At 71.5% G+C, this 22003-nt stretch carries 18 protein-coding genes and 1 tRNA gene; 8 read left to right on the forward strand and 11 right to left on the reverse strand.

Annotated elements, in window-relative coordinates; translation table 11 throughout:
- Positions 1–225 precede the first annotated feature (225 nt).
- Positions 226–2187, reverse strand: coding sequence for an alpha/beta fold hydrolase (locus DSM104299_RS17005; protein WP_272472832.1), 1962 nt, complete (start codon positions 2185–2187; stop codon positions 226–228).
- A gap of 129 nt (positions 2188–2316) precedes the next feature.
- Here DSM104299_RS17005 and DSM104299_RS17010 point away from each other — a divergent pair, with 129 nt between their 5' ends.
- From DSM104299_RS17010 to DSM104299_RS17025, 4 genes are all read left to right on the forward strand, one after another.
- The gene (locus tag DSM104299_RS17010) at positions 2317–2532 is read left to right on the forward strand and encodes a hypothetical protein (RefSeq protein ID WP_272472833.1); all 216 of its coding nucleotides are present in this window, start codon (positions 2317–2319) and stop codon (positions 2530–2532) included.
- A 254-nt stretch (positions 2533–2786) separates the two neighbouring features.
- Positions 2787–5210: an AAA family ATPase gene (locus DSM104299_RS17015; protein WP_272472834.1), complete on the forward strand. Its 2424-nt coding sequence runs from the start codon at positions 2787–2789 to the stop codon at positions 5208–5210.
- Complete coding sequence (locus DSM104299_RS17020; RefSeq protein WP_272472835.1) at positions 5207–6313, forward strand: hypothetical protein; 1107 nt, start codon at positions 5207–5209, stop codon at positions 6311–6313. The genes DSM104299_RS17015 and DSM104299_RS17020 overlap by 4 nt, the downstream gene beginning before the upstream one ends.
- Before the next feature lie 6 nt (positions 6314–6319).
- Positions 6320–6718 carry a hypothetical protein gene (locus DSM104299_RS17025; RefSeq protein ID WP_272472836.1) on the forward strand — a complete coding sequence of 133 codons (399 nt, stop codon included), beginning with the start codon at positions 6320–6322 and terminating at the stop codon, positions 6716–6718.
- Positions 6719–6748: 30 nt separating this feature from the next.
- On the opposite strand, the gene DSM104299_RS17030 is transcribed toward DSM104299_RS17025, so the two are convergent.
- Positions 6749–8197, reverse strand: coding sequence for a M4 family metallopeptidase (locus DSM104299_RS17030; RefSeq protein WP_272472837.1), 1449 nt, complete (start codon positions 8195–8197; stop codon positions 6749–6751).
- Between the two features lie 303 nt (positions 8198–8500).
- Between DSM104299_RS17030 and DSM104299_RS17035 the strand changes: the two genes are divergently transcribed.
- Both DSM104299_RS17035 and DSM104299_RS17040 read left to right on the forward strand, forming a co-directional pair.
- Positions 8501–10279 carry an ABC transporter ATP-binding protein gene (locus DSM104299_RS17035; protein WP_272472838.1) on the forward strand — a complete coding sequence of 593 codons (1779 nt, stop codon included), beginning with the start codon at positions 8501–8503 and terminating at the stop codon, positions 10277–10279.
- 52 nt (positions 10280–10331) lie between these two features.
- Positions 10332–12158, forward strand: a complete 1827-nt coding sequence (locus tag DSM104299_RS17040; protein ID WP_272472839.1) for an ABC transporter ATP-binding protein — start codon at positions 10332–10334, stop codon at positions 12156–12158.
- On the opposite strand, the gene DSM104299_RS17045 is transcribed toward DSM104299_RS17040, so the two are convergent.
- Positions 12155–12553, reverse strand: a complete 399-nt coding sequence (locus DSM104299_RS17045) for a type II toxin-antitoxin system PemK/MazF family toxin (RefSeq protein WP_349294577.1) — start codon at positions 12551–12553, stop codon at positions 12155–12157. The two genes, DSM104299_RS17040 and DSM104299_RS17045, sit on opposite strands and share 4 nt — an antisense overlap.
- A gap of 73 nt (positions 12554–12626) precedes the next feature.
- Positions 12627–13271 carry a hypothetical protein gene (locus tag DSM104299_RS17050; protein WP_272472841.1) on the reverse strand — a complete coding sequence of 215 codons (645 nt, stop codon included), beginning with the start codon at positions 13269–13271 and terminating at the stop codon, positions 12627–12629.
- Between the two features lie 122 nt (positions 13272–13393).
- On the opposite strand from DSM104299_RS17050, the gene DSM104299_RS17055 reads away from it, so the two are divergent.
- The gene (locus DSM104299_RS17055; protein ID WP_272472842.1) at positions 13394–13534 is read left to right on the forward strand and encodes a hypothetical protein; all 141 of its coding nucleotides are present in this window, start codon (positions 13394–13396) and stop codon (positions 13532–13534) included.
- 37 nt (positions 13535–13571) lie between these two features.
- Complete coding sequence (locus DSM104299_RS17060; RefSeq protein ID WP_272472843.1) at positions 13572–13823, forward strand: KTSC domain-containing protein; 252 nt, start codon at positions 13572–13574, stop codon at positions 13821–13823.
- 78 nt (positions 13824–13901) lie between these two features.
- On the opposite strand, the gene DSM104299_RS17065 is transcribed toward DSM104299_RS17060, so the two are convergent.
- The 7 genes from DSM104299_RS17065 to DSM104299_RS17095 form a co-directional block, all read right to left on the reverse strand.
- Positions 13902–13973 (reverse strand) — tRNA-Gln (locus tag DSM104299_RS17065).
- A 53-nt stretch (positions 13974–14026) separates the two neighbouring features.
- Positions 14027–14701, reverse strand: coding sequence for a potassium channel family protein (locus tag DSM104299_RS17070; RefSeq protein WP_272472844.1), 675 nt, complete (start codon positions 14699–14701; stop codon positions 14027–14029).
- A gap of 12 nt (positions 14702–14713) precedes the next feature.
- The gene (locus DSM104299_RS17075) at positions 14714–15139 is read right to left on the reverse strand and encodes a potassium channel family protein (RefSeq protein ID WP_272472845.1); all 426 of its coding nucleotides are present in this window, start codon (positions 15137–15139) and stop codon (positions 14714–14716) included.
- 60 nt (positions 15140–15199) lie between these two features.
- On the reverse strand, positions 15200–17209 hold the full coding sequence (locus DSM104299_RS17080; protein ID WP_272472846.1) for an amino acid permease: 2010 nt from the start codon (positions 17207–17209) through the stop codon (positions 15200–15202).
- Positions 17210–17431, reverse strand: coding sequence for a hypothetical protein (locus DSM104299_RS17085; protein ID WP_272472847.1), 222 nt, complete (start codon positions 17429–17431; stop codon positions 17210–17212).
- A gap of 20 nt (positions 17432–17451) precedes the next feature.
- On the reverse strand, positions 17452–19362 hold the full coding sequence (locus DSM104299_RS17090; protein ID WP_272472848.1) for an amino acid permease: 1911 nt from the start codon (positions 19360–19362) through the stop codon (positions 17452–17454).
- Between the two features lie 551 nt (positions 19363–19913).
- The gene (locus DSM104299_RS17095) at positions 19914–21980 is read right to left on the reverse strand and encodes a sodium-translocating pyrophosphatase (protein ID WP_349294578.1); all 2067 of its coding nucleotides are present in this window, start codon (positions 21978–21980) and stop codon (positions 19914–19916) included.
- Between the last annotated feature and the right edge of the window lie 23 nt (positions 21981–22003).

Consider the following 22003-nt stretch of genomic DNA (forward strand, 5'->3'; position numbering starts at 1 on the left):
CGTTGACCGAGGTCAACGGTGTTCAGGTGTCCTATTCGGCCGCCTAAACACCGTCGACCTCCCGCGAGCCGACCCTTCGACCCCGAATTGCCCGCCCCGAAGCACGACCAGCGACGGCCACACCGCAGCGGTGGCGCCGCCACAGCGCCTTCACGCCCTTGATGAGGACGCACCATGCCACGCAGCCCACGAGCGCCCCGCACTGGGCGCCACCGGCGCCCGCGCCTACCCCGCCGCGCGCCGCCGCAGCGCCGCCAGCTGGCGGCGCACCGTCGCCGCGCCCGGCAGCTTCACGCGCGCGGGCACGCGCCCGCGGCCGACCGACGCCGCCGCCGACGCGCCCCCGCTCCGCGGCGGCGCGTAGCGCACGGGCCGCCCGCCCAGCGTCCCCGTCACCACGCCCTTGGTCGTGATCCGCAGCGTGCCGTCCAGCGTCCCCGGTCCGTCGACCGTCACGCGGCCCGCGTCGCCGTCGGCATCGGCGCGCAGCGTGCCGTCGAGCCGGACGCCCGGCACCAGCGAGTAGCCGTGCAGCCGCAGCCGCGATCCGTCGCCCGAGGCCGCGAAGCGCCCGGCGCGCAGCCCGCCGCCCTGGATCTTCGCGTAGCCGGCGTAGAGCGTCTGCAGCGCCGAGATCTGCGCGTCGACAAGCGTGTCGAGCGTGGCGTACAACAACCGGCCGCGGTCGCCCGTGACGCTGGCCGGCCTGCGGTAGGCCGCGATCGACGGCGCCGGCCGCGCCAGGACCGTGACCGCGTTGTCCTTGCCCGCGCACGGCGTCCCGACCGGCTGACCGTCGGCGAAGCGCTTCAGCGCCCGCGCCGCGCAGCCGGTGATGTCGGAGTCCAGGACGTCGTGACCGGTGCCGGTGACCGTCAGCAGCTGCCCGTGCGGCAGCAGCGGGAGCAGCTCCTTGGCGTTCTCCAGCGGCGTGCGCGTGTCGAGCCGGCCGCTGAGCAGCAGCGCCGGGACGTCGGGCAGCGGCGCGGTCGACGGGCCGGCGGGCGTGTCGCCCTGCGGCCAGCGCAGGCAGTCGTGGGCGACCGACGTGTCGGTGACCGCCAGGCGGCTGAACGGCGCGAACGCGCTGTCGGGCACGCCGTCGACGCCGTGCTGCCACAGGCCCCAGCGGTCGCCGATCGGCGTCTGCAGCGTATAGGGCAGCTTCACGTCGGCGCACGTCGTGGCCACGTTGAGCGTGGAGCTGAACTCGCTCGCCGGCGTGAACGGCCCCTGCGCGTAGCGGCGCAGGCGCAGCAGCGGCGCGGCGTCCCCGTGACCGGCCGCGGCGATCGCGCCCGGGAACGCCGCCTGCAGGAACGGGTTGAGGTCGCCCGACATGATCATCAACAACAGCTCGGACTCGTCGTGCACCGCCGTCATGTGCGCCGCGCCGTGCAGGTCGGGGACCTTCCCGCGCAGCGGGAAGGCCGCCAACCGGCGCGCCAGCGTGCCGAGGTCGGCGACCGGGTCGGCGGTGGCCGCGCGGCAGCGGCCGTCCGCGCACTGCTCGGCGAGCACCCGCGGCAGCCGCTCGAAGGTGTCCAGGAAGTAGCCGTCGATGCCGTCGGGCCCGATGACCGAGTCGAGGATCAGGCCGTCGGTGCTCGCCGGGAACTGCCGCGCGTACTGCACGGCGACGTAGGTGCCGTAGCTGACGCCCATCAGCTCGAGCTTCGGCGCGCCGATCGCCTGCCGGACCGCGTCGACGTCCTGGGCGCTGTCGGTCGTGGAGAAGAACTGGCGCTTGGGTCCCAGCGCGTTGGCGCACGACGCGACGACCCGGGTGTTGACGACGTCCAGTGTCCCCAGGGCCTGCAGCGGCGCGCACGTCAGCGCGCCCGACTGGCCGGTGCCGCGCTGGTCGAGCAGCACCAGGCGGCGGTGCGCGAGCGCTGGCGCCAGCGAGGAGCGGAACGAGTCGGCGAACGCGACCGACGGCTGGCCCGGGCCGCCCGACAGCGCCAGCAGGAAGCCGCTGGCGCCCTTGCGCGGCGCCTCGACCGCGACGGCCAGCCTGACGGTCCCGGGAACCCGCCCGGAGCGGTCGAGCGGCACCGTCACCGACCCGCACCGGAAGTTGGTAGTTCCCGGGCAGCGGTGCGTCTCCAGCGCCGGCGCGGATGGCGCGGCGCCCGCCAGGAGCACGACGGTCGCGATGAGCACGGGAAGAACGCGGCGCAGCATCGAGCGCGCACCGTACTGGCTGCGACCGGTGAGGATCGACGGTCCGCTCCCGGAACCCATCCTCGCGCCCAGGTTCTTGGACGAACGGACGATTCAAGGTACGCCCCCCGTTGGTCGATGCGGACCCTGATGACCGACGACGGCTTCGCGGTGCGTTGCACCAACTGCGCGTTCACCTGGAACACGCCGGCGATGGCCGAGGGCCTCCGCGTCCTCGGCGCCTGCCCGAAGTGCAAGGGCGCGCTCGAGTTCCGCGACGACGCGGTCACGCCCGCGCCGGCCGAGACGCGCGACGCCGACGTCTCCGCCGCCCCGCACATGGTGCTGGGCATCCCGCGGATCTGACGCCGACGGCCCCAACCGCCTTCGCGCCGGGTTGCCCCGCATCACCGCGGATCTGACGCCGACGGCCCCAACCGCCTCCGCGGCGGGTTGCCCCGCATCACCGCGGATCTGACGCCGACGGCCCCAACCGCCTCCGCGGCGGGTTGCCCCGCATCACCGCGCCTCTGACCGGCGCCTAAGCGCTCCCTAAAGGCGACGCGCCCAGGACCGCCCGGTGCTGGACTTCGCCCCCGCCGCCATTACCCTCTCGGCCTATGGAGTTTGAGGGGAGCACCGGGACGGACGTCGCCCCGGCGAACGCCAGCGCCCGCGAAGCGCTCGCAGGCGAGTGGAAGCGGCTGTCCCGCGCCGCGACCGTCGTGGCCGTGTTGACCAGCCCCGGCCTGATGGCCGTGCTCGTCGGCGTCAACGGCTGGCCCTGGGGCTGGGCCCTGCTGACCACCGTGATCGCGGTCGCCGCGTTCCGCGGCCTGATCGACATCCTCGCTCACCGCATGATCCCGCGGCCGACCTTGTACGGCGCCGACCGCGGGGCGCTGATGGACGACGCGATGGCGCGTCGACGCCTCTGGTTCTGGCGCGGCAAGTACCGCCTGCTCATCTGGCTCGCGGTGCTCGTCTTCGGGGTCCTCGGCACGATCGCGCTGCTGGCCGGCAAGTCGATCCCGGACCTCGTCAGCGACATGTGGGACGGCATCACCGACCCGCAGGTGCTGGTGACGGTGGCCTACATGGGGCTGCAGCTGCCGCTCCTGTTCTTCATCAACTTCGCGATCCTCTTCGGGCCGCTGCTGTTCTTCGGCCTCAAGCAGATGAAGGGCTACGAGCCCGGCGACGCCGACTGGGGCGTCGGGCTGGACGACGTCCGCGGGCAGAAGGAGCCCAAGGAGGACGTCACCCGCGTCATCGAGCTCTGGCAGTCCAGCGAGGACTTCCGCAAGGCCGGCGGCAAGCCAGAGCGCGGCCTGCTCTTCATCGGCCAGCCGGGCACCGGCAAGACCATGTTGTCGAAGGCGATCGCGACGTCGTTCAACTCGCCGATCGTCACGATGCCGGGCTCCGGCTTCGCGCAGACGTTCATCGGCATGGACGTCGTCGTGGTGATGTTCCTGATCCGCAAGGCCCGCAAGCTCGCGCGCAAGTGGGGCGGCCAGTGCATCATCTTCATCGACGAGATCGACGCCGTCGGCCTGCGCCGCGCCGCGCTGGGCAACCAGATGCTCGGCCGGATGCAACCGCTGGCCCAGGACCAGAGCCTGCGCGAGTACTACGGACCGTGGGGCTCGGTCTCGGCGGCGGGCGACATGATCCTCGAGACCGCCGAGTGGCGCGACCACCTCTTCGCCTCGCGCGCGCCCGGCGTCGTGCCGGTCCTCCCCCCGGCGCTCGCGCGACTCTACGGGCGGGTCAACGACTTCATCGTGCCCGGCGGCATGGGCGGCGGGGGCGGCGGGATGGCGCTCAACCAGCTGCTCATCCAGATGGACGGCGTCGACGAGCCGAAGTTCTGGGCCAAGTTCTGGACCAACCGCGTCAACAACCTGCTCGACGCCAGCTACCTCGTTCCGCGCGCCCTGCTCGGCCGGTCGCTGCGGCTGCGCTCGCCCAAGCCGCGCCCCGAGCAGATCTACTTCATCGGCGCGACGAACGTCCCGATCGAGCAGCTCGACCCGGCGCTGATCCGCCCGGGCCGCATGGGCCGCCACGTGTGGTTCCGGACGCCGACCAAGGACGACCGGCTCGACATCTTCAACTTGTACCTCGGCAAGGTCGCGCACGAGCCCGACCTCGACTCGCCCAAGCGCCGCGACGAGCTGGCCCGCGTCACCGGCGGCTACTCGCCCGCGATGATCGAGCAGATCTGCTCGATGGCCTTGACCTACGCCCACAGCTCGGGCCGCACGGAGGCCTCGTGGGACGACCTCATCAAGGCCATCACGACGATCGAGTCCGGCACGCTGCAGAAGATCGACTACGTCGCGCACATGAGCCGCGCGGTCGCGATCCACGAGGCCGGGCACGCCGTCGCCGCCCACGTGTACTACCCCATGTTGGTCTCGACCCGGCTGTCGATCCGCAAGCGCGGCAGCTCGCTGGGCCATCACCAGGGCTATTACAACGAGGAGCGCTTCGACATCCTCTGGCGCCACGAGAAGGTGTCGGACATCGTCTGGGGCCTCGGCGCGATGGCGGCCGAGCACGTCTTCTACGGCGAGAACAGCACCGGCGTCGGCGGCGACGTCTCGGGCGTGACCGCCACCGCCGCCGAGATGGTGGGCTTCGCCGGCATGGGCCCGGTCCCGGTCGACCTCTCCCACCTCGACTTCGACAGCGACGAGGCGCGCGAGCACGCCGAGGAACGCTACATGAAGCGCTTCGAGCGGATCGGCGAGCGCATCATCAACCGCTCGCGCGGCATGCGCGAGAGCGGCGACGCGGTCGCGACGATCCTCATGGAGCCGTACAAGCGCCGTGAGGCCGCGTGCATCCTGGGACAGGCCTACATGACGGCTCTCTGCCTGATCCGCCACAACCGCGACAAGGTCGCCTACATCGCCGAGGTGCTGGTGGAGCGCAAGGAGCTGTTCGGCGACGAGGTCCTCACCCTGCTCGAGCAGGCCGAGCTCGAGGCGCCCACGATCGACATCACCGACGAGACCATCTGGCCCAAGTTTTGACCGACGAGCGCGACGACATCGAGCCCGACACGGAGGGCGAGAAGGAGCAGCGGCGCCCGGACCCGCGCCTACGGCCGCCGGACCCCGCCGGCACGCAGCCCCAGTGGGATCCGCAGGAGCTGCTGCCCAAGGAGCAGCCGCTGGCCGCCGCGGGCCGCCTGTGGGCGCCGCCCGACGCGGGCGACGACGAGCGCGAGCCCGAGGCCGAGCGCGTGGTCGCGGCCTCCGCCGTCGCCGACGCGCCCGCCGCACCCGCGGCAGCGCCCGTCGCCGAGGCCCCCGCCGCCCCCGACCACGACGCGCCCAGGTACTCGCGCTACTCCGGCCGGTTCCAGTTCCTGCTCGGCGCGCTGCTGGCGATCGGGGCCGCGGCGATCGTGCTGCTCGTCGCCGCGCTGGCCAGCGACGACCAGAAGTCCAACACCATCACCTTGAGCACCGGTCCCACGTGGTCGGCCTGGCACCCGACCGGCAGCACCGGCTCGGACTCGGCCCAGCAGATCGCCGAGCACGTCGGCCACCAGTACCGGCTGCCCAACGGCCAGCAGCTCGTCGCCGTCACCGGCGGCCCGCTGCAGATCGCCGGGCTGCCGGTCACGATCGCGATCCAGCGGCCGGTCTCCCAGGGCGGCGACATCGACTTCGTCGAAGGCACCGGCGTCCTGTACCGCTTGTGCGGCGTGGGCGCCACCGACTGCCGCATCGCGTACGGCAAGCCGTCGGTCAACCGCGCGCTGCTGCTGCGCCGCGAGGCGCTCGAGCTGGCGCTGTACTCGTTCCGCTACCTCGGCGTGACCGAGACGGTGGTGCTGCTGCCGCCGTCGGTGAAGGTCGCCAAGGACAAGGCCGGCAAGGTCACCACGACCAAGGCCGATCCCACGGCGCTGCTGTTCCGCCGCGAGACGCCCGGCGTCAGCAGCGCGGTGGCGCACCCGCTCAACGCGACGCTGTCGACCAAGACGCCGTCGGTGAACGGGGTCGCGCGCTCGCCCGACGCCGGCACGGTCAGCTCGCTCACGGGCCCCAACATCTTCACCTTCCGCTTCCAGGAGTCCAACCAGGACGCGCGGGCGTTCCTGGTGCTCAACACGCCGACGGGCTGAGCGCGCGTGGCCGGCCGTTCGTCGCAGGAGCGCGCCGCGCTGACGTCCGCCAAGGCGCGGCTCGACCGCCTGGACCTCTACCCGCGGCCGGTGCGGCTGCGACCCACGGTGCGGATCCTCAGCACGCCGTGGCTGTTCCGGCTGCCGTGGTTCTCGCGCTTCGACGGCTACACGATGTGGGACCTCGTCCTGCTGCGCGCGCCGCTGGCGCGGGCGTCGGCGGACCTCGTCTGCCACGAGCTGTGCCACGTCTGGCAGATGCAGCACAAGCCGCTCGCGATGCCGCTGAGCTACCTCTACCGCGGCTACGCCTCCAACCCGTATGAGTTGGAGGCGCGCCGCGCGGTAGAGGTGACTGCGGAAGCCTCGCCCAGCGGCTCGGTTTCCGGGCGCGAGCTCGCCTAGCGGCTCGCTCGCACGCTGGTGGGATCCTTCTCAGCAGCTGGGCTGCCAGGTGGCGGTCACGCCCTGGGCCTGCCAGGCGTCGGCCGCCGCCGTGGCGTCGGCGCCGACGTCGCCGGCCGCCGACACGAACGCCGCGCGGGCGTCGGCGAACGTGGCCTGCGGCGTCAGGTAGCTGGTCTGCGCGCGGTAGCGGACCTGCTCGGCGCCGGAGCGCCCGATCGTGTCCACCAGGTTGGCGTACACCTTGTTCGGGATGCCGCTGTTGGTGTGCACGCCGCCCTCGTCGGAGCTGGTGCACACGTACTGCGACGCCGTCGCCGGCTGCCCGTAGGCGGCCGGGTTGCGCATGTCGCGGATCGCGCCGATCGGCAGGTCCTCGCCCATCGTGCTGTCGCCGGGGTCGACGTCCCAGCCGGCCATGTCGGAGATCGCCTCGTTCAGCGCGCCCGACTGGTCCTGGTACTCGAGGCCGGCGGTGCGCTCGGTCACCGCGTGCGTCAGCTCGTGCGCGGTGACGTCGTCGACCGCGAAGCCGTCGCCGTAGACCATCTCCGCCCCGTCCCAGAACGCGTTCTCGTAGCCGACGCCGTAGTGGACGAAGCTGACCAGCTCCGCCCCGGCGCCGTCGTAGGAGTCGCGGCCGAAGGCCGAGTTGTAGTAGTCGTACGTCGCACCCGTGTTGTTGTAGGCGTTGTCGACGTCCGCGTTGCCCGTCGCGCCCTGGCCCTCGCTGCGGGCCAGCGAGCCGGTGCTCGTGCTGCCGTTGGCGTTGTAGACCGTGCGGTTCTTGGCGTTCTCCAGCCGGTTGAGCGTGTCGACCGTCGCGCCGCTCTTGGCGTCCGTGACGACGAGCTTGCGCAGCGGTTGGGTCGTCGAGCGCACGTCGGTCACGTAGGCCAGCGTCGCCGGCTTGGCGCCGAACGGCACGCCGGTGTACATCACCAGGCGCGGCGCGGCGTTGATCGCGGCGTCCGGGACGCCGGCCGTGGCCAGGCTCTTGGCCTGGTCGGCGGTGATCGCGGCCGTGCCCGCGCTGGTCGGCGCGGTGCTCGACACCGACGACGCGATCGACTTCATGGTGGTGTTGCCCTGCGCGATCCGGACGAGCACGCGCCCGTCGTAGACCGGCACGGCACCGGCGACCTGGTCGTAGACGACCGTCGTGCCGTCCTCGTCGCTCTTGCTCGCGACCTGCTCGAGCTGAGCCCCGCTGCGCAACCCCAACATGGAGGCGTAGCGCTCGACCGCGGCCCGCGCCACGGTCGTGGCCCCAGCGCCGGACTGGGCGCCGAGGGTGCTGGCCTTGACGTCGCCGACCGCCGTCGAGACGGCGCCGTCGGCGTTGCGGACCAGCGTCTGCGTGCCCGCCGCATCGCCGGCGAACCGCGTAGTCGATGTGGTGGCAGCCCCTGCCGAGGCCGCGAGGAGCGCGCTGAGCGCGCAGCCGAGCCCGAGGGCCCGGAGGAATCGGTCTCTCATGGAACGCTTTCATTGCCTCACCGTGGGGGCTGAACCCCGGCGTTGTCCGATGACGCGTCGAACCGCGGGCAGCGCTCGACGGGCATCCGCGGGTACTTCGGCCAAGCGGGATCCCGCAGTCCCAGTTGGCACATCGAGAACACGGAGCCTCGCCCACTCTTGACGAGCTTCTGGTGGGCGCAGCGGTCGCAGAGGCCGAATCGGGTCGTCATGGACGATCGGCAGGATGCCACGGCCCGTACTCGGACCGGGCGCGCGCGGCGCTGAGCGTGTTCGTTTCCTGTGCAACTACACTGAAGCGCCTTGGCCATCTTCCGCAGACTCCTCGGCTTCCTGGCGCCCTACCGGCGCGGCGTCGTGCTGTCCGGGTTGCTGGCCGGTGCGGCGATGATCATGACCGTGCTGATCCCGTGGCTCACGGGCAGCGCGATCGACCACATCCGCAGCGGCGACTCCAGCGACCTCAATCGCATCGGCATCCTGATCGGCCTCGCCGGCCTGGCCCGGCTCCTGCTGACCGTCGGGCGCCGCTTGGTCGCCGGCCGCGTGTCGCTCGGCGTCGAGTACGACCTGCGCCAGCGGCTGTACTCGCACCTGCTCTCGCTCGAGCTCGGCTTCTTCGACCGCCAGCAGACCGGCCAGCTGATGTCGCGCGCGACCGTCGACCTCGCGGCCGTCCGGTTCTTCCTCGGCTACGGCCTCGTCTTCATCATGCAGGCGGGGCTGACGATCGTGCTCGCCGCGATCGCGATGCTGCTCGTCGACCCGCTGCTGGCCGTGATCTCGCTCGCGCCGGTGCCGTTCGTGGTGCTGATCGCCTCGCGCTACGGGCGCCGGGCGCGCCCCGCCCAGCAGGCCGTGCAGCAGCGGATCGCGGAGCTGACCGCCGACGCCGAGGAGTCGATCGGCGGCGTGCGCGTCGTGAAGGCCTTCGCGCGCGAGGACCGCCAGCTCGAGCGCTTCGCCGGCTCCACCGCGCGCGTCTTCGACCAGGAGATGATCGCGACCCGGCTGTCGGCCTACTACCAGCCGCTGATCGGCTTCCTCCCCCAGATCGGCCTCGCCTGCGTGCTGCTGATCGGCGGGCGCCGCGTCATCGCCGGGAACATGACGCTCGGCGACTTCACCGCGTTCTACGCCTACCTGCTGATGCTGCTGATCCCGATGCGCCAGCTCGGGATGACGCTGGGCCTGGCCCAGCGCGCGACCGCCTCGGGCGCGCGGCTGTTCCAGATCCTCGATCGCGAGCCGGCGATCACGGCGCCGCCGGACGCCGAGCCGCTGCCCGCGGGCAACGGCCACGTCGAGCTGCGTGGCGTCTCGTTCGCCTACGAGAGCGCCCAGGGCCCGTCGCTGCGCGACGTCTCGCTCGACGTCCCGGCCGGGACGACCGTCGCGCTGGTCGGCGCGACCGGCTCGGGCAAGACGACGCTCGTCCAGCTGCTGGGCCGCCTGTACGACGTCGACGCGGGCGCGATCCTGATCGATGGCGCGGACGTGCGCGACGTCGACCCGGTGCAGCTGCACCACGCGCTGGCGGTCGTCGACGACGCGCCGTTCCTCTTCTCCACCACCATCGCCGACAACATCGCCTACGCGCGCGGCGGCGCCGACGCCGTGGCGCGCGAGGACATCGAGCTGGCCGCGCGGCGCGCGCAGGCCGACGGCTTCATCAGCGCGCTGCCCGACGGCTACGACACCCGCGTCGGCGAGCGCGGGCTCACGCTCTCCGGCGGCCAGCGCCAGCGCGTCGCGATCGCCCGCGCGCTGCTGGCCGACCCGCGGATCCTGGTCCTCGACGACGCCACCTCGGCGGTCGACGCCTCGACCGAGCAGCAGATCAAGGAGGCGCTGCGCGAGGTGATGGCCGGGCGCACGACGTTCGTCATCGCCCACCGCCTGTCGACGATCGCGCTGGCCGACGTCATCGTCGTCGTCGAGGACGGCGAGATCGTCGCGCAGGGCACGCACGACGAGCTGCTCGAGGTCTCAGCGCTCTACGCCGAGATCGTGGAGAAGGGCCTCCCCGACCAGGTCTTCCTCAACCAGAACGACCCCGAGCGCGAGGTGGCGGGCCTGTGAGCGCGGGAGCCTCGCCCAGAGGGCTCGCTCGCGCGCTCGTGGAGGCATCTTCGTGAGAGCCGAGCAGGCCGAGGGCCTGAGCCGCCGCGACGACCTGCGCCGTCGCCTGCGCGCCACCAGCGGCCGCGGCCGCAAGCTGCGCGGGATCGTCGAGCTGCTGCGCCCCTACCGCTCGCGCACCGCGCTGATGATGGTGGCCTTGGTCGTCGGCACCGCCGCGGCGCTCGCCCCCGCGCCGCTGGCCAAGTCGGCCATCGACCGCGGCATCACCCAGGGCGACACGGCCGCGCTGACGGTCATCGTGATCCTGTTCGTCATCAGCGCGCTGATCGTGTGGGGCACGTCCTACGTGCAGACCTACCTGACCAACTGGGTCGGCCAGCGCGCGCTGCAGGACCTGCGCCTGGACATCTTCCGCCACCTCCAGGAGATGCCGGTCAGCTTCTACGAGCGCCGCCCGGCGGGCGTGCTGATCTCGCGGTTGACCAACGACGTCGAGGCGCTGGAGCAGATGGTCACCGACGCGGTGACGACGCTGTTCCAGGCGACGCTGACGCTCGTCGGGTCGATCGTGATCCTGCTCGTCTTCGACGTCGAGCTCGCGCTGCTCACGTTCATCATCTTCCCGATCATGGCCGTCGGCTCGTTCGCGTTCCGGCTCGCCTCGGCCGACGCGTTCGGCCGCACACGCGAGACCATCGGCGCGCTGACCGCCTACCTGCAGGAGTCGCTGTCGGGCATCCGCGTGTTGAAGTCCTTTGCGCAGGAGCCGCGGCACACCGGGCGCTTCGCGGCGCTCAACGCCGAGAACCGCGCGGCGAACATGACCACGGTCAACCTCAACGCCGCGTACTTCCCGGCGGTCGAGTGGGTGTCCTCGGTCGCGACGGTCGGCATCCTGCTCTACGGCGGCCACCAGGTGCTCGACGGCGACGTGACCGTCGGCGTGCTCGTCGGCTTCATCGCGGCGCTCAACGGGTTCTTCGACCCGATCTCGCAGCTGTCGCAGGTCTACACGACCTACCAGTCCGGCATGGCCGCGCTGGACAAGATCTTCAACCTGCTCGACGAGCAGCCCGACCTCGTCGACAAGCCGGGCGCGGTCGAGCTGCCGCGGCCGCTGCGCGGCGACGTCTCCTTCGAGGACGTCACGTTCGCCTACTCGACCGCGGAGGGCACGAAGACCGCGCTGGAGGACGTCACGCTGCACGTCCCGCCGGGGCAGACCGTCGCGCTGGTCGGCGCGACGGGCGCCGGCAAGTCGACCTTCGCCAAGCTCGCGGCGCGGTTCTACGACCCGACGAGCGGCGCGATCAAGGTCGACGGCCACGACGTGCGCGACGTCACGATGCAGTCGCTGCGCTCGCAGATGGGCATCGTGCCGCAGGAGGGCTTCCTGTTCAGCGGGACGTTGCGCGACAACATCGCGTTCGGCCTCGCCGAGGGCAAGGCGGTGGACGACGCCGACCTGGAGCGCGCGTGCCGCGCGGTCGGCGCCTGGGACTTCATGATGCGGTTGGAGCACGGGCTCGACACGCAGATCGGCGAGCGCGGCGTCCAGCTGTCGGCCGGCCAGCGCCAGCTCGTGGCCTTCGCCCGCGCGCTGGTCGCCGACCCGCGGATCCTCGTGCTCGACGAGGCGACGTCGAACGTCGACCTGCGCACCGAGACGATCATCGAGGACGGTTTGCGCCGCCTGCTGTCCGGCCGCACCGCGATCGTGATCGCGCACCGCCTGTCGACGATCCGCCAGGCCGGGCGCATCGTCGTGCTCGAGGGCGGGCGGATCGTCGAGTCCGGCACCCACGACGAGCTGCTGGCCGCCGAGGGGCGCTACTGGCGGCTGTACCGCGACTGGGCCGAGCAGGCCGCGGCCTAGCGGCGTCCGTCGAAGTAGGACGCCTGCTGGAAGCGCATGCCGGCGACGACCTGATCGACGCGACGGTCCGAGACCGCGCCCAGGTACTCGCCGAGGTCATCCTTCTCGATCGACGACACCTGCGACACGACCACGACGCTCTGCTTGGGCAGATCTCCCTCTCCGGCGTCGAGCAGCACGTTCCCCGGCTCGTTCGCTCGCTTCAGGTTCGACGTCAGCGCGCAGACGATCACGGTGTGCACGCGAGAGCGGTTGAACACGTCGTCCTGGACCACCAGATGCGGATGGGCGACCCCAGGCACCGACCCGGCAGAGGCACTCGCGCCGACCCAGTAGATGCCGCCTCGGACCACCGCTCGAGCCCCACCGGAGGTCCGTGAATCAGCGCCGTTCATGCGCGCCAGCACGCTACAGCAGGCGACCCGGAGCCAACGAGCACCGCGTCCACGTCAGCTCTGAACGCCGTTCTCAGCGGCCGAAGAGCCTGCGCTTGGCCTTGGGCTTCTGGCCCGCGCCGGGATCGAAGCCCGGGGGCGCCTTGGAGACGCGGCCGACCGACGGGCCCTGAGACGGGGACGACGCCGAGGCCGCCGGCGCGCCCATGGTCGCCGACCGCGCCGCGGACGGCGCGCCGCTGCCGATCTGTCGGCGGCCCGACGTGCCGTCGCCCAGCGCGGAACGGCGCGTGTCGATCATGTGCGAGGCGTCCTCGTCGACCTTGGCCAGCAGGTCTTCGCGCTCGCGCCGCGCCTTCTCGGGGTTGAGCAGGCGGCGGTCGGTGGGCCGCAGCTCGGCGTCGGTCGCGGCCGGGAGGTGGCGGACCTTCGCGCGCAACGCGGAGTGGCGGACCGCCAGCGCCGCCCGCATCTGCGCGTCGCCGGCGTCGAACGCCCAGCCGTGGAAGCCGACCCACACGACGCCCGCGCCCTCCTGGCGCAGCGCCGACCGCGGCGCCGCGAAGCGGAAGTGCTGCGCGAACGCGAACGCCTCCCGCTCGTCGTGGAAGCGCAGGCGGAAGCCGACGAAGACGTCGACGAACTGGCGGCCGACCTCGCCACCGCGCTCGCGCATGGCGGGCAGCAACGACGGATCGGCAGAGGGGAGCTCGTGCACGGGCTCCCTTGGAATCGGCAGCCGCACGGACAACCTGAACGCACGTGTCGCCCCTTGCACGACGTGACGATCCGCGTGATCCTCTGCACACCACTCCCGACTCCGCACCGGAGCGAGCCACCATGGCGCAGGTCGACATGATCGTCCTCGCGCTCCTCGTGGCGTTCGCGGCCTTCTCGGTCCGCAACGGAACCTGGTGCGCCTCGGACCGGTGCGACGACCGCTCGCAGTTCCCAGGCCCGTACGCCAACCGCCGCCACTGACCGAGCGCCGTCCGCACCGCCGGGCATCGTTTCCGTGGTGCTCCCGAACGGCTGGCAGACCTGCGACTCCACGGCCGTCGAGGCGTTCCGGTTCGATCGCGAGCGCAGCATCCTGCACCTGCTCTTCGTCGAGGGTCGCGTCGTCTACGACTACCCCTGCACACCGGCGCTGTTCGAGAACTTCCTCCGCGCGCCGTCCAAGGGCCGCTTCGTGAACGAGACGCTGCGCCCCTACGCGCAGCTGCGAGGGTCGTCGCCACGCCCACGACGCCTCACGAGCTGGTCGTGAGGCGGCGGCGGAGGCAGCGGCGGCCGCGCGGCGCCCAGGAACGCGAAAACCCCCGCAGATGCAGGGGTTCTCTCGAAGCTCCGGGACAGGGACTCGAACCCCAAATTCGACATCCAGAGTGTCGCGTGTTGCCAATTACACCATCCCGGAAGGCCCCAGCAGGATAGCAGTGGGCCGGAGCGCGCCGCCCCGCGGCACGGGGGCTAGGCCGCGTCGAGCGTCCCCGGCGCGAACTGCGCCGTGATCGCGTCCTCGAGGCCCGGATCGAGGACGAGGAGCACCTCGTCGCCGGCCTCGATGGTCGTGTCGGCCTTCGGGACGAAGCCGCGGCCGGCGCGCAAGAGGGAGATGATCAGCGCGCCGTCGGGCAGGTGCATGTCCTGCACCGCGCGGCCCGCGGCGGGTGAGCTGTCGGTCACCTCGACCTCGATGATCTCCAGCTGCTCGTCGCGGAGGTCGAGCAGGTGGACGAGGCCGTAGGACGGGACCTCGTGCTCGATCAGGCGCAGGATCAGGTCGGTCGCGCTGACGGCGGGCTGGATCCCGAGCAGCTCGAACCAGGAGCGGTTGCGCGGGTTGTTGACGCGGGCGATGATGCGCTCGCAGAGGTACTTCTCCTTGGCCATCTGGCAGATGAGGAGGTTGTCCTCGTCGTCGCCGGTCACGGCGATGGCCAGGTCGGCGCGCTGGATGCCCGCGCGCTCCAGGACCCACAGCTCGGTCGCGTCGCCGTACTGGACGGCGTGCTCGAGCTCCTGCTCGATGGTCAGGTAGCGCGTGCGCTCGCTTTCGATGAGCGTCACCTCGTTGCCCTTGGCGATGAGCTCGCGGGCGAGGTTCCAGCCCACCTTGCCGCCGCCGGCGATGATCACGTACATGCTGAAGCTCCTCTAGCCGATCGCGCCGAGCGCCGAGGTGAACATCTCGATCGCGTGCTGCGTCGGGCAGATCGTGTGCAGACCCTGCTCGCGGTACCAGGCGGCTCGCGCTGGATCCATGACCCGGACGATCACCTTCTCGACCTCGTAGTGCTTCTGGGCGATCTGCGAGATCGTGAGGTTGGTGTTGTCGCCGTCGGTCGAGGCGATGAAGACGTCGGCCTCGTGGATGCCGGCCTCGGTCAACGCGTCGACCTCCATGCCGTGCCCGACCGTGAAGCGGCCGCCGGCCTCCTCCCACGTGCGGTCCATCCCCACTTCGAGGCGCTCGTGCGAGAGCGGGTCCTCGTCGAGGACGGAGACGGTGTGACCCGCGGCCAACGCGGACCGAGCTACGGAGGAGCCGACGCGTCCCGCGCCGACGATGAGGATGAACATCGCTGCGAACATTACCCAGAGGACTGGCGATCAGACCTCCGACCCTCGGGCAGGCCGCCGCTAGGGCGCCGGCGGGCGCTCGCGCAGCGGCGGCGCGGCGCTGATGCTCTGGTCGGTCGCCGTCGCGGGCGTCGGGTGCTGCTCGGAGTCGATGGCGGCGGCGACGCCGACGTCGCTGGACGGCGGCGCGGTCAGGATGACCTCGCAGCCGGCCTTGGACACCACGTACTTGGTGGCGTCCCCCACGAAGTTGTCCATCGGCCCGCCGCGGCCGCCCAGCAGCGCGCCGCCGCGGATCCGCGACGGCTCCTCGGCCGCCATGACGATCGCCTGGACGCCGCGCCTGCGCGCCTCGTCGACGATCGCCGCGCCGGCCCGTCGCGCGCGCACGGTCGCGGTCGCGACCTCGACGCCCTCGTACTCCTCCCCCACGGCCTTCGCGCGCCGCAGCGCCGCCCGCGCGCGCTCGAGCTGGGTGTCGGGCAGCCGCGCGTCGATCGGCAGCGCCATCGGGACCTCGAAGATCCACAGCGCCTCGATCGTCGAGCCCGCGTGGTCCAGGCCCGGATCGGTCTCCTCGCCGGCGAGGCGGCCCGCGGTCTGGATCATGTCGTCGTCCAGCGGCGTGCCGGTCAGCGGCACGAGGATCGAGCCGTACTGCAGCTCGTCGCGCTCGAGCTTCAGCGCCGCCTCCGGGACCTGCACGCGCTTGAGGATCGACTTGCCCTGCGTCCGCCGGTACGTGACGTAGGTCACCAGGCCGAAGGCCATCCAGCCGAACCCGACGTAGCGGGCGCCCGCGTGGGTGATGACGACGCTGATCCACGCCGCCGCGCTCAGCACCGCGCCGACGACCGCCGGCAGCGGCAGCGAGCCGCCGCGGAAGGGCACCGAGAGCGGGACGCTGTAGAAGCGCTCGCGGTCGGGCTCGCGGTAGCGCAGCGAGATGATCGACAGGTGCGCGATCGTCAGCCCCAGCAGCGCGCCGAACGCGTAGATGCCGACGAGGAAGTCGAGGTCCTCGGGCATGATCAGCGCGCCCGCGATCACCGCGGCGATGATGATCAGGACGAACGGCGTGGACCGCGTCGGGTGCAGCCGCCCCAGCGCGCTGGGGATCTGGCGGTTGCGCGACAGCGAGTAGGCCAGCCGCGACAACCCCAACATCGCCGAGTTGGCGGCGGCGATCAGCGTCGCGGTCGCCGCGATCGCGATCGTGTACTTGAAGAAGTCCGACAGCCATTGCGTGTCGAACGCCTCGGCGATGCCGAGCACCGGCGCCTCGAGGTAGTAGCGCGACAGGCCGGTCGCGTTGCCGGCGACCGGGAACGCCGTCATCGCCACGAGGCCGATGCCGACGTAGACCACGATCACGACCAGCGACGCGCTGCCGATCAGGCGCTTCAACGACGCCCGGCTCGCCGTGACCTCGCCGCTGAGCCCCGCCGCGGACTCCAGCCCGGTGAAGACGACGGTCGCCACGCCGAGGGCGAAGATGACGTCGCTCCACTTCGGGTAGACGCCGAGCTGGATCGGGTTGACCAGGTTGTCCCAGTTGAAGAACGTCGCCAGGCCGACGACGATCAGCAGCAGCTGCAGCCCGATGTCGGCGATGACCAGCGCGCCGATGCGGTTGACGCGCGTCTTGGAGAAGCCGCGGATGTTGCGCGCCGCGACGTAGAGGACGATCCCCAGCGCGAGGATCACCTCGGTCGACCCGTGCCCGAGGTCGCCCCAGAAGGCGGCCATGTAGTTCGTCGCCGAGAACGCGGTGACCGCGATCAGGATGATGTAGTCGAGCAGGATCGCCCAGCCGGCGATGAAGCTCACCAGCTCGTTGAAGCCGTAGCGGGCGAAGACCGTCGACCCGGCGCGCTCCGGGTGCAGCGACGCACCCTCGACGTAGGTCATCGCCGCCAGCGCGAAGAACAGGCCGGCGATGAGGAAGACCAGCGGCGTGAGCCCGAGGGCGTGGTCGGCGACGACGCCGAGCGAGAAGTAGATCGACGACGCGACCGCCGTGTAGATGATCGCGAACAGCGCCGGCTGGCCGAGCCCCTTGCCGAGCACCTAGCGCTCCCCGCGGCGGGCGGCGCCGCGGCGCGCGAGCATCCCGTTGAGGTACAGCCGGCCGAGCCCGGCGGCGATGAACAGCACGCCGAGCAGCAGCCCGATCGCGATCGCGCCGCCGCCGGCCACCAGCGTGCGGACGATCATCGCGACCCCGATCAGCACGAGGATCGCCGACAGGACGACCGTGGTCTGCCGATGCAGATCGCGGGGCTCGGGCATCTGGGGCACAGGCTACGCCGCTAGGCGGCGAGGCCCACCGGACGGCGCGGCGGCTTGTTGGCCGGGTCGGACTGGATGATCACGCGGCACGGGCGCTCGGCGAGCACCGTCTCCAACGTCTTGCCGAAGAGCGTCCCTCCGCTGCGCGGCGGCAGCGGCGCGACGATCGCCTGGGCGCGCAGCTCGCGCGCCTCCAGGACGATCATCCGCCCCGCCTGGCCCGGGCGCACCTTCTCGATGTGGCCGGTCACCCGGCGCCCGCCCTGCAGGCGCGCCTGCTCGATGATGGACTCGGCGGCGGCCTCGGCCTCCGGCATCGACGCGCTGATCGGCGAGGACTGCGGGACCGCGACGTAGACCAGGATGTGGATCCCGCGCCGGCGGCGGGCGGCGAGCTTGGCGGCGGTGGAGATCGTGCCCTTCGAGTAGGGCTGCGTGGCGTCGAGGACGACCAGCACCGACTCGTACTCGGCCTCGTGCTCGACGACCGGGCGCTGGATGGCGACCTTGGTCGTCGTCGTCAGGTCCAGGCCCTGGCGGTGGCGGTAGATCGGGTAGATGCACATGCCGAGCGTGAGCCAGCCGATGCCGGCCAGCGCGACGTCGACGTGCAGCGCGGTGACGACGATGAACGCCAGCAGCGTCCCGAGGCCCCCGAAGACCGCGAACAGCGGCAGCGAGCGCCCGCCGCTCAGCGCGATGTTGCCCGGGCCGCGCCAGGGCCGGCGCGCCTCGGGCTGGCTCAGCCGCAGGCGGATGACCGCGAAGTGCGCGATCGTGAACGACAACATGGCGCCGAAGGCGTACATGTTTCCCAGGAAGTCCGCCTTGCCCGGGATCACGGCGATGCAGGCGATCGCGCCGAAGATGATGATGCCGATGTAGGGCGTGCCGTACTTGGGGTGCAGCTGGCGCAGCCGGTCGGGGACCTGGCGGTGGATGCCCATCGAGTACACCAACCGCGAGACGCCGATGATCCCCGCGTTGGACGCGATCAGCAGGATCGTCGCGGCCAGGATGCCGACGTACAGCTCGGCCGGGCCCTGCAGGAACCCGAGGTCGAAGTGCTTGACGACCCCGAGCACCGGGTCGCCGGAGAAGCCGCCCTCGCTCTCGGGCAGGCCGAGCTGGGTGGTGTACCGGCCGTCGGGGCCCTGGGTGACCGGCAGCGCCGACAGCGCGACCATCGGCAGCAGCGAGTAGATCGCGAACACGGCGATCACCACGCGGTTGATCGCCGCCGGGATCGTCTTCTCCTCGTCCTTGGCCTCCTCGGCCATGTTCGAGATCGTCTCGATGCCGGTGTAGGCGATCATGCCGACCGGGATCGCGATGAAGAAGTCCTTCCACGTCGGCGCGATGCCCCAGTGCACGTTGTCGACCAGGACCTGGGGCTTGAACACCAGGAACAGGCCGACGGCGACCAGCAGCAGCTGCGTCAGGAAGTCGACGACCGCGAGGCCGATGTTGACGCCCGCGGACTCCTTGACGCCGCGCACGTTGACGGCCGACAGCAGGGCGATCAGCCCGATGGCGAAGACGACGTCGCCCGGCCCGTGGCGCAGCTCAGCCCAGAACAGGCCGCCGAGGTAGTGCGGGACGAAGAACGCGCTGATCGCGATCGTGATCGTGTAGTTGAGCATCTGCGCCCAGGCGGCGAAGAAGCTCCACAGCTCGTTGAACGCGTGGCGCGCGAACGACGACGAGCCGCCAGCCTCCGGGTACATCGCCGTGGCCTCGGCGTAGGTGGCGGCCGTCAGGTAGAAGATGAAGCCGGTGATGATGAACACCACCGGCGTGAGCCCGAGCGCGAAGCTCGCGACGAGGCCCAACGCGTAATAGATCGACGAGCCCACGTTGCCGTAGGCGGTCGAGAAGAGCGCGTTGACCCCTAGGACGCGCTGCAGGCCATGAAGTCGGCGTTCGGCCATCGAGCGCAGCGCAGTGTAAGCGCGGGGACGGTCACGAGGCGCCACGCCCGGCCGTGGCGCCGCCCGTCAGCCGCCCAGGCCCGTCGCGGCGCCCTCAGGCGTCGAGGCGGAAGCGGCCGACCAGGCGGTCCAGCTCCGACAGCGAGACGCGTGCGCTCGTAGGCCTCCAGCGACGCGTGCGTGTCGGCGAGCACCTCTTCGAGGGTGCGCGGCGACGTCCTCGGAGCGCAGCTGCCGCAGGGCGGTGACCAGGCCGCCGTGCGGGCGGACCAGCCGGCGCGTGATCAACACGACCGCCGCGCCGAGCAGCGGCAGGGCGACGGGTCGGTGACGACGCGCTGGCCGCTGCGGCCGCGCACGATCGCCCCGAGCTGCTTGGACACGGCCTGTGCCCACGAGCTGCGTGGCCGGCTCCGCCAGGAACGCGCCCTGGGCGCCGACCAGGACGCCGTAGCCGGAGTCGAGCACGTTGATGTGGTGACCTCGGCCTGGGCTCCGATCCCGTCCCGGGGTGCGGCTGCGCCAGCGGCGCGGCCGCACCCCGGCGGGGCTCACGTGATGATCGGGATGATCAGGATCGCCACGATGTTGGCGACCTTGATCATGGGGTTGATCGCGGGGCCAGCGGTGTCCTTGAACGGGTCGCCGACCGTGTCGCCGGTGACCGACGCGGCGTGGGCGTCGGAGCCCTTGCCGCCGAACGCGCCGTCCTCGATCAGCTTCTTGGCGTTGTCCCACGCGCCGCCGCCCGCGGTCATCAGGACCGCGAAGAAGAAGCCGACGACGATGACGCCGATGAGCAGGCCGCCGAGCGCCTGCACGTCGATGACGCCGACGATGAACGTGAGGACGATCGGCAGCAGCGCCGGCAGGATCATCTCGCGCTGCGCGGCCTTGGTCACGAGGTCCACGCACCGGGCGTAGTCCGGCGTGTCGGTGCCCTCCATGATCCCCGGCTTCTCGCGGAACTGCCGGCGAACCTCCTCGACGACCTCGCCGCCGGCGCGGCCGACGGCCTCCATCGACATCGCCGCGAACAGGCAGACCATCATGCCGCCGAGCAGCAGCCCGATGAGCACCGCCGGGTTGCCGACGTCGAAGTTCAGCGTCGCGGCGCCGACCCCAGCGTCGGCCAGCTCGAAGCGGAAGCCGGCGAAGAGCACGACCGCCGCCAGCACCGCCGAGCCGATCGCGTAGCCCTTGGTCACGGCCTTGGTGGTGTTGCCGACCGCGTCGAGCTTGTCGGTGATGTTGCGGACCTCTTCGGGCAGCTCGGCCATCTCGGCGATGCCGCCGGCGTTGTCGGTGATCGGGCCGAAGGCGTCGAGGGCGACGATCAGGCCGGTCAGCGACAGCTGGCCCATGACCGCGACGCCGATGCCGTAGATGCCCACGGTCGCCCCGCCGGCCAGCTTCCACGCGCCGAGGATGCCGAGGCAGATCACGAGCGCCGGCAGCGCCGTGGCCTGGAAGCCCTGCGCGAGGCCGGAGATGATGTTCGTCGCGTGTCCGGTCTGAGACGCGGCGGCCGTCTTCTTGACCGGCCCGAAGCGGGTCGACGTGTAGAAGTCGGTGATCACGAACAGCAGCGCCGTGACGCCGAGGCCGATCAGCGCGCAGAGGTAGAGCTTGCCCACGCTCGGCGTGTCGATGCCGCCCTTGTACTGGACGCCGTCCATCAGCCACTTCGTGACCGGGTAGAACAGGATCGCCGCGATCACGCCCGAGGCGATCAGGCCCTTGTAGAGCGCGCCCTCGACGTTGTCGGTCGAGGTCCGCACGAAGAACGTGCCGATGATCGACGCCACGATCGCCACCGCGCCGAGCACGAGCGGGTAGAGCGCCGCCGCCGTGGCGTCGGCGCCGACGAACGTCAGGACGCCGAGCAGCATCACGGCGACGGCCGTGACGGCGTAGGTCTCGAAGAGGTCCGCCGCCATGCCGGCGCAGTCGCCGACGTTGTCGCCCACGTTGTCGGCGATCGTCGCCGGGTTGCGCGGGTCGTCCTCCGGGATGCCGGCCTCCACCTTGCCGACGAGGTCGGCGCCGACGTCGGCCGCCTTGGTGAAGATGCCGCCGCCCAGACGGGCGAACACCGAGATGAGCGAACCACCGAAGCTGAGGCCGATCAACGCGTCGACGGCCTCCTTCTGGGTGCGGTCCAGGATCGCGGTGAGGATCCCGTAGTAGCCGGCCACGCCGAGCAGCGCGAGGCCGACGACGAGCATGCCGGTGATCGCGCCGCCGCGGAAGGCGACGTCGAGGCCCGGCGAGACGCCGCCGCGCGCCGCCTCGGCGACGCGCGCGTTGGCGCGGACCGAGACGTTCATGCCGATGTAGCCGGTGGCGCCGGACAGCACGCCCCCGATCACGAACCCGACGGCGACGTAGCCGTCCTGGATGAAGATGAGCGCGATCGCCAGCACGATGCCGGCGATCCCGATGGTCACGTATTGGCGGTTGAGGTAGGCCTGGGCCCCCTCTTGCACGGCACCCGAGATGCGCTGCATCTCGGCGTTTCCTGGGGAAAGCGCCAGCAGCTGCCGGGTCGTGACGAGGCCATAGGCCACCGCCAACCCAGCGCAAACCAGCGCCACGAGCACCCCGTGGTCGGTCAGGAAGTCACTCAACGCAGTTTCTC

It is taken from the genome of Baekduia alba (assembly GCF_028416635.1).
GTDB classification, from domain to species: Bacteria; Actinomycetota; Thermoleophilia; order Solirubrobacterales; family Solirubrobacteraceae; genus Baekduia; species Baekduia alba.

Excerpts from the sequence above, each read along its gene's own strand:
- DSM104299_RS17005 (WP_272472832.1), bottom strand. The coding sequence starts at position 2,187 with ATGCTGCGCCGCGTTCTTCCCGTGCTCATCGCGACCGTCGTGCTCCTG.
- DSM104299_RS17010 (WP_272472833.1), top strand. The coding sequence starts at position 2,317 with ATGACCGACGACGGCTTCGCGGTGCGTTGCACCAACTGCGCGTTCACC.
- DSM104299_RS17015 (WP_272472834.1), top strand. The coding sequence starts at position 2,787 with ATGGAGTTTGAGGGGAGCACCGGGACGGACGTCGCCCCGGCGAACGCC.
- DSM104299_RS17030 (WP_272472837.1), bottom strand. The coding sequence starts at position 8,197 with ATGAGAGACCGATTCCTCCGGGCCCTCGGGCTCGGCTGCGCGCTCAGC.
- DSM104299_RS17045 (WP_349294577.1), bottom strand. The coding sequence starts at position 12,553 with ATGAACGGCGCTGATTCACGGACCTCCGGTGGGGCTCGAGCGGTGGTC.
- DSM104299_RS17055 (WP_272472842.1), top strand. The coding sequence starts at position 13,394 with ATGGCGCAGGTCGACATGATCGTCCTCGCGCTCCTCGTGGCGTTCGCG.
- DSM104299_RS17070 (WP_272472844.1), bottom strand. The coding sequence starts at position 14,701 with ATGTACGTGATCATCGCCGGCGGCGGCAAGGTGGGCTGGAACCTCGCC.
- DSM104299_RS17075 (WP_272472845.1), bottom strand. The coding sequence starts at position 15,139 with ATGTTCATCCTCATCGTCGGCGCGGGACGCGTCGGCTCCTCCGTAGCT.
- DSM104299_RS17085 (WP_272472847.1), bottom strand. The coding sequence starts at position 17,431 with ATGCCCGAGCCCCGCGATCTGCATCGGCAGACCACGGTCGTCCTGTCG.
- DSM104299_RS17090 (WP_272472848.1), bottom strand. The coding sequence starts at position 19,362 with ATGGCCGAACGCCGACTTCATGGCCTGCAGCGCGTCCTAGGGGTCAAC.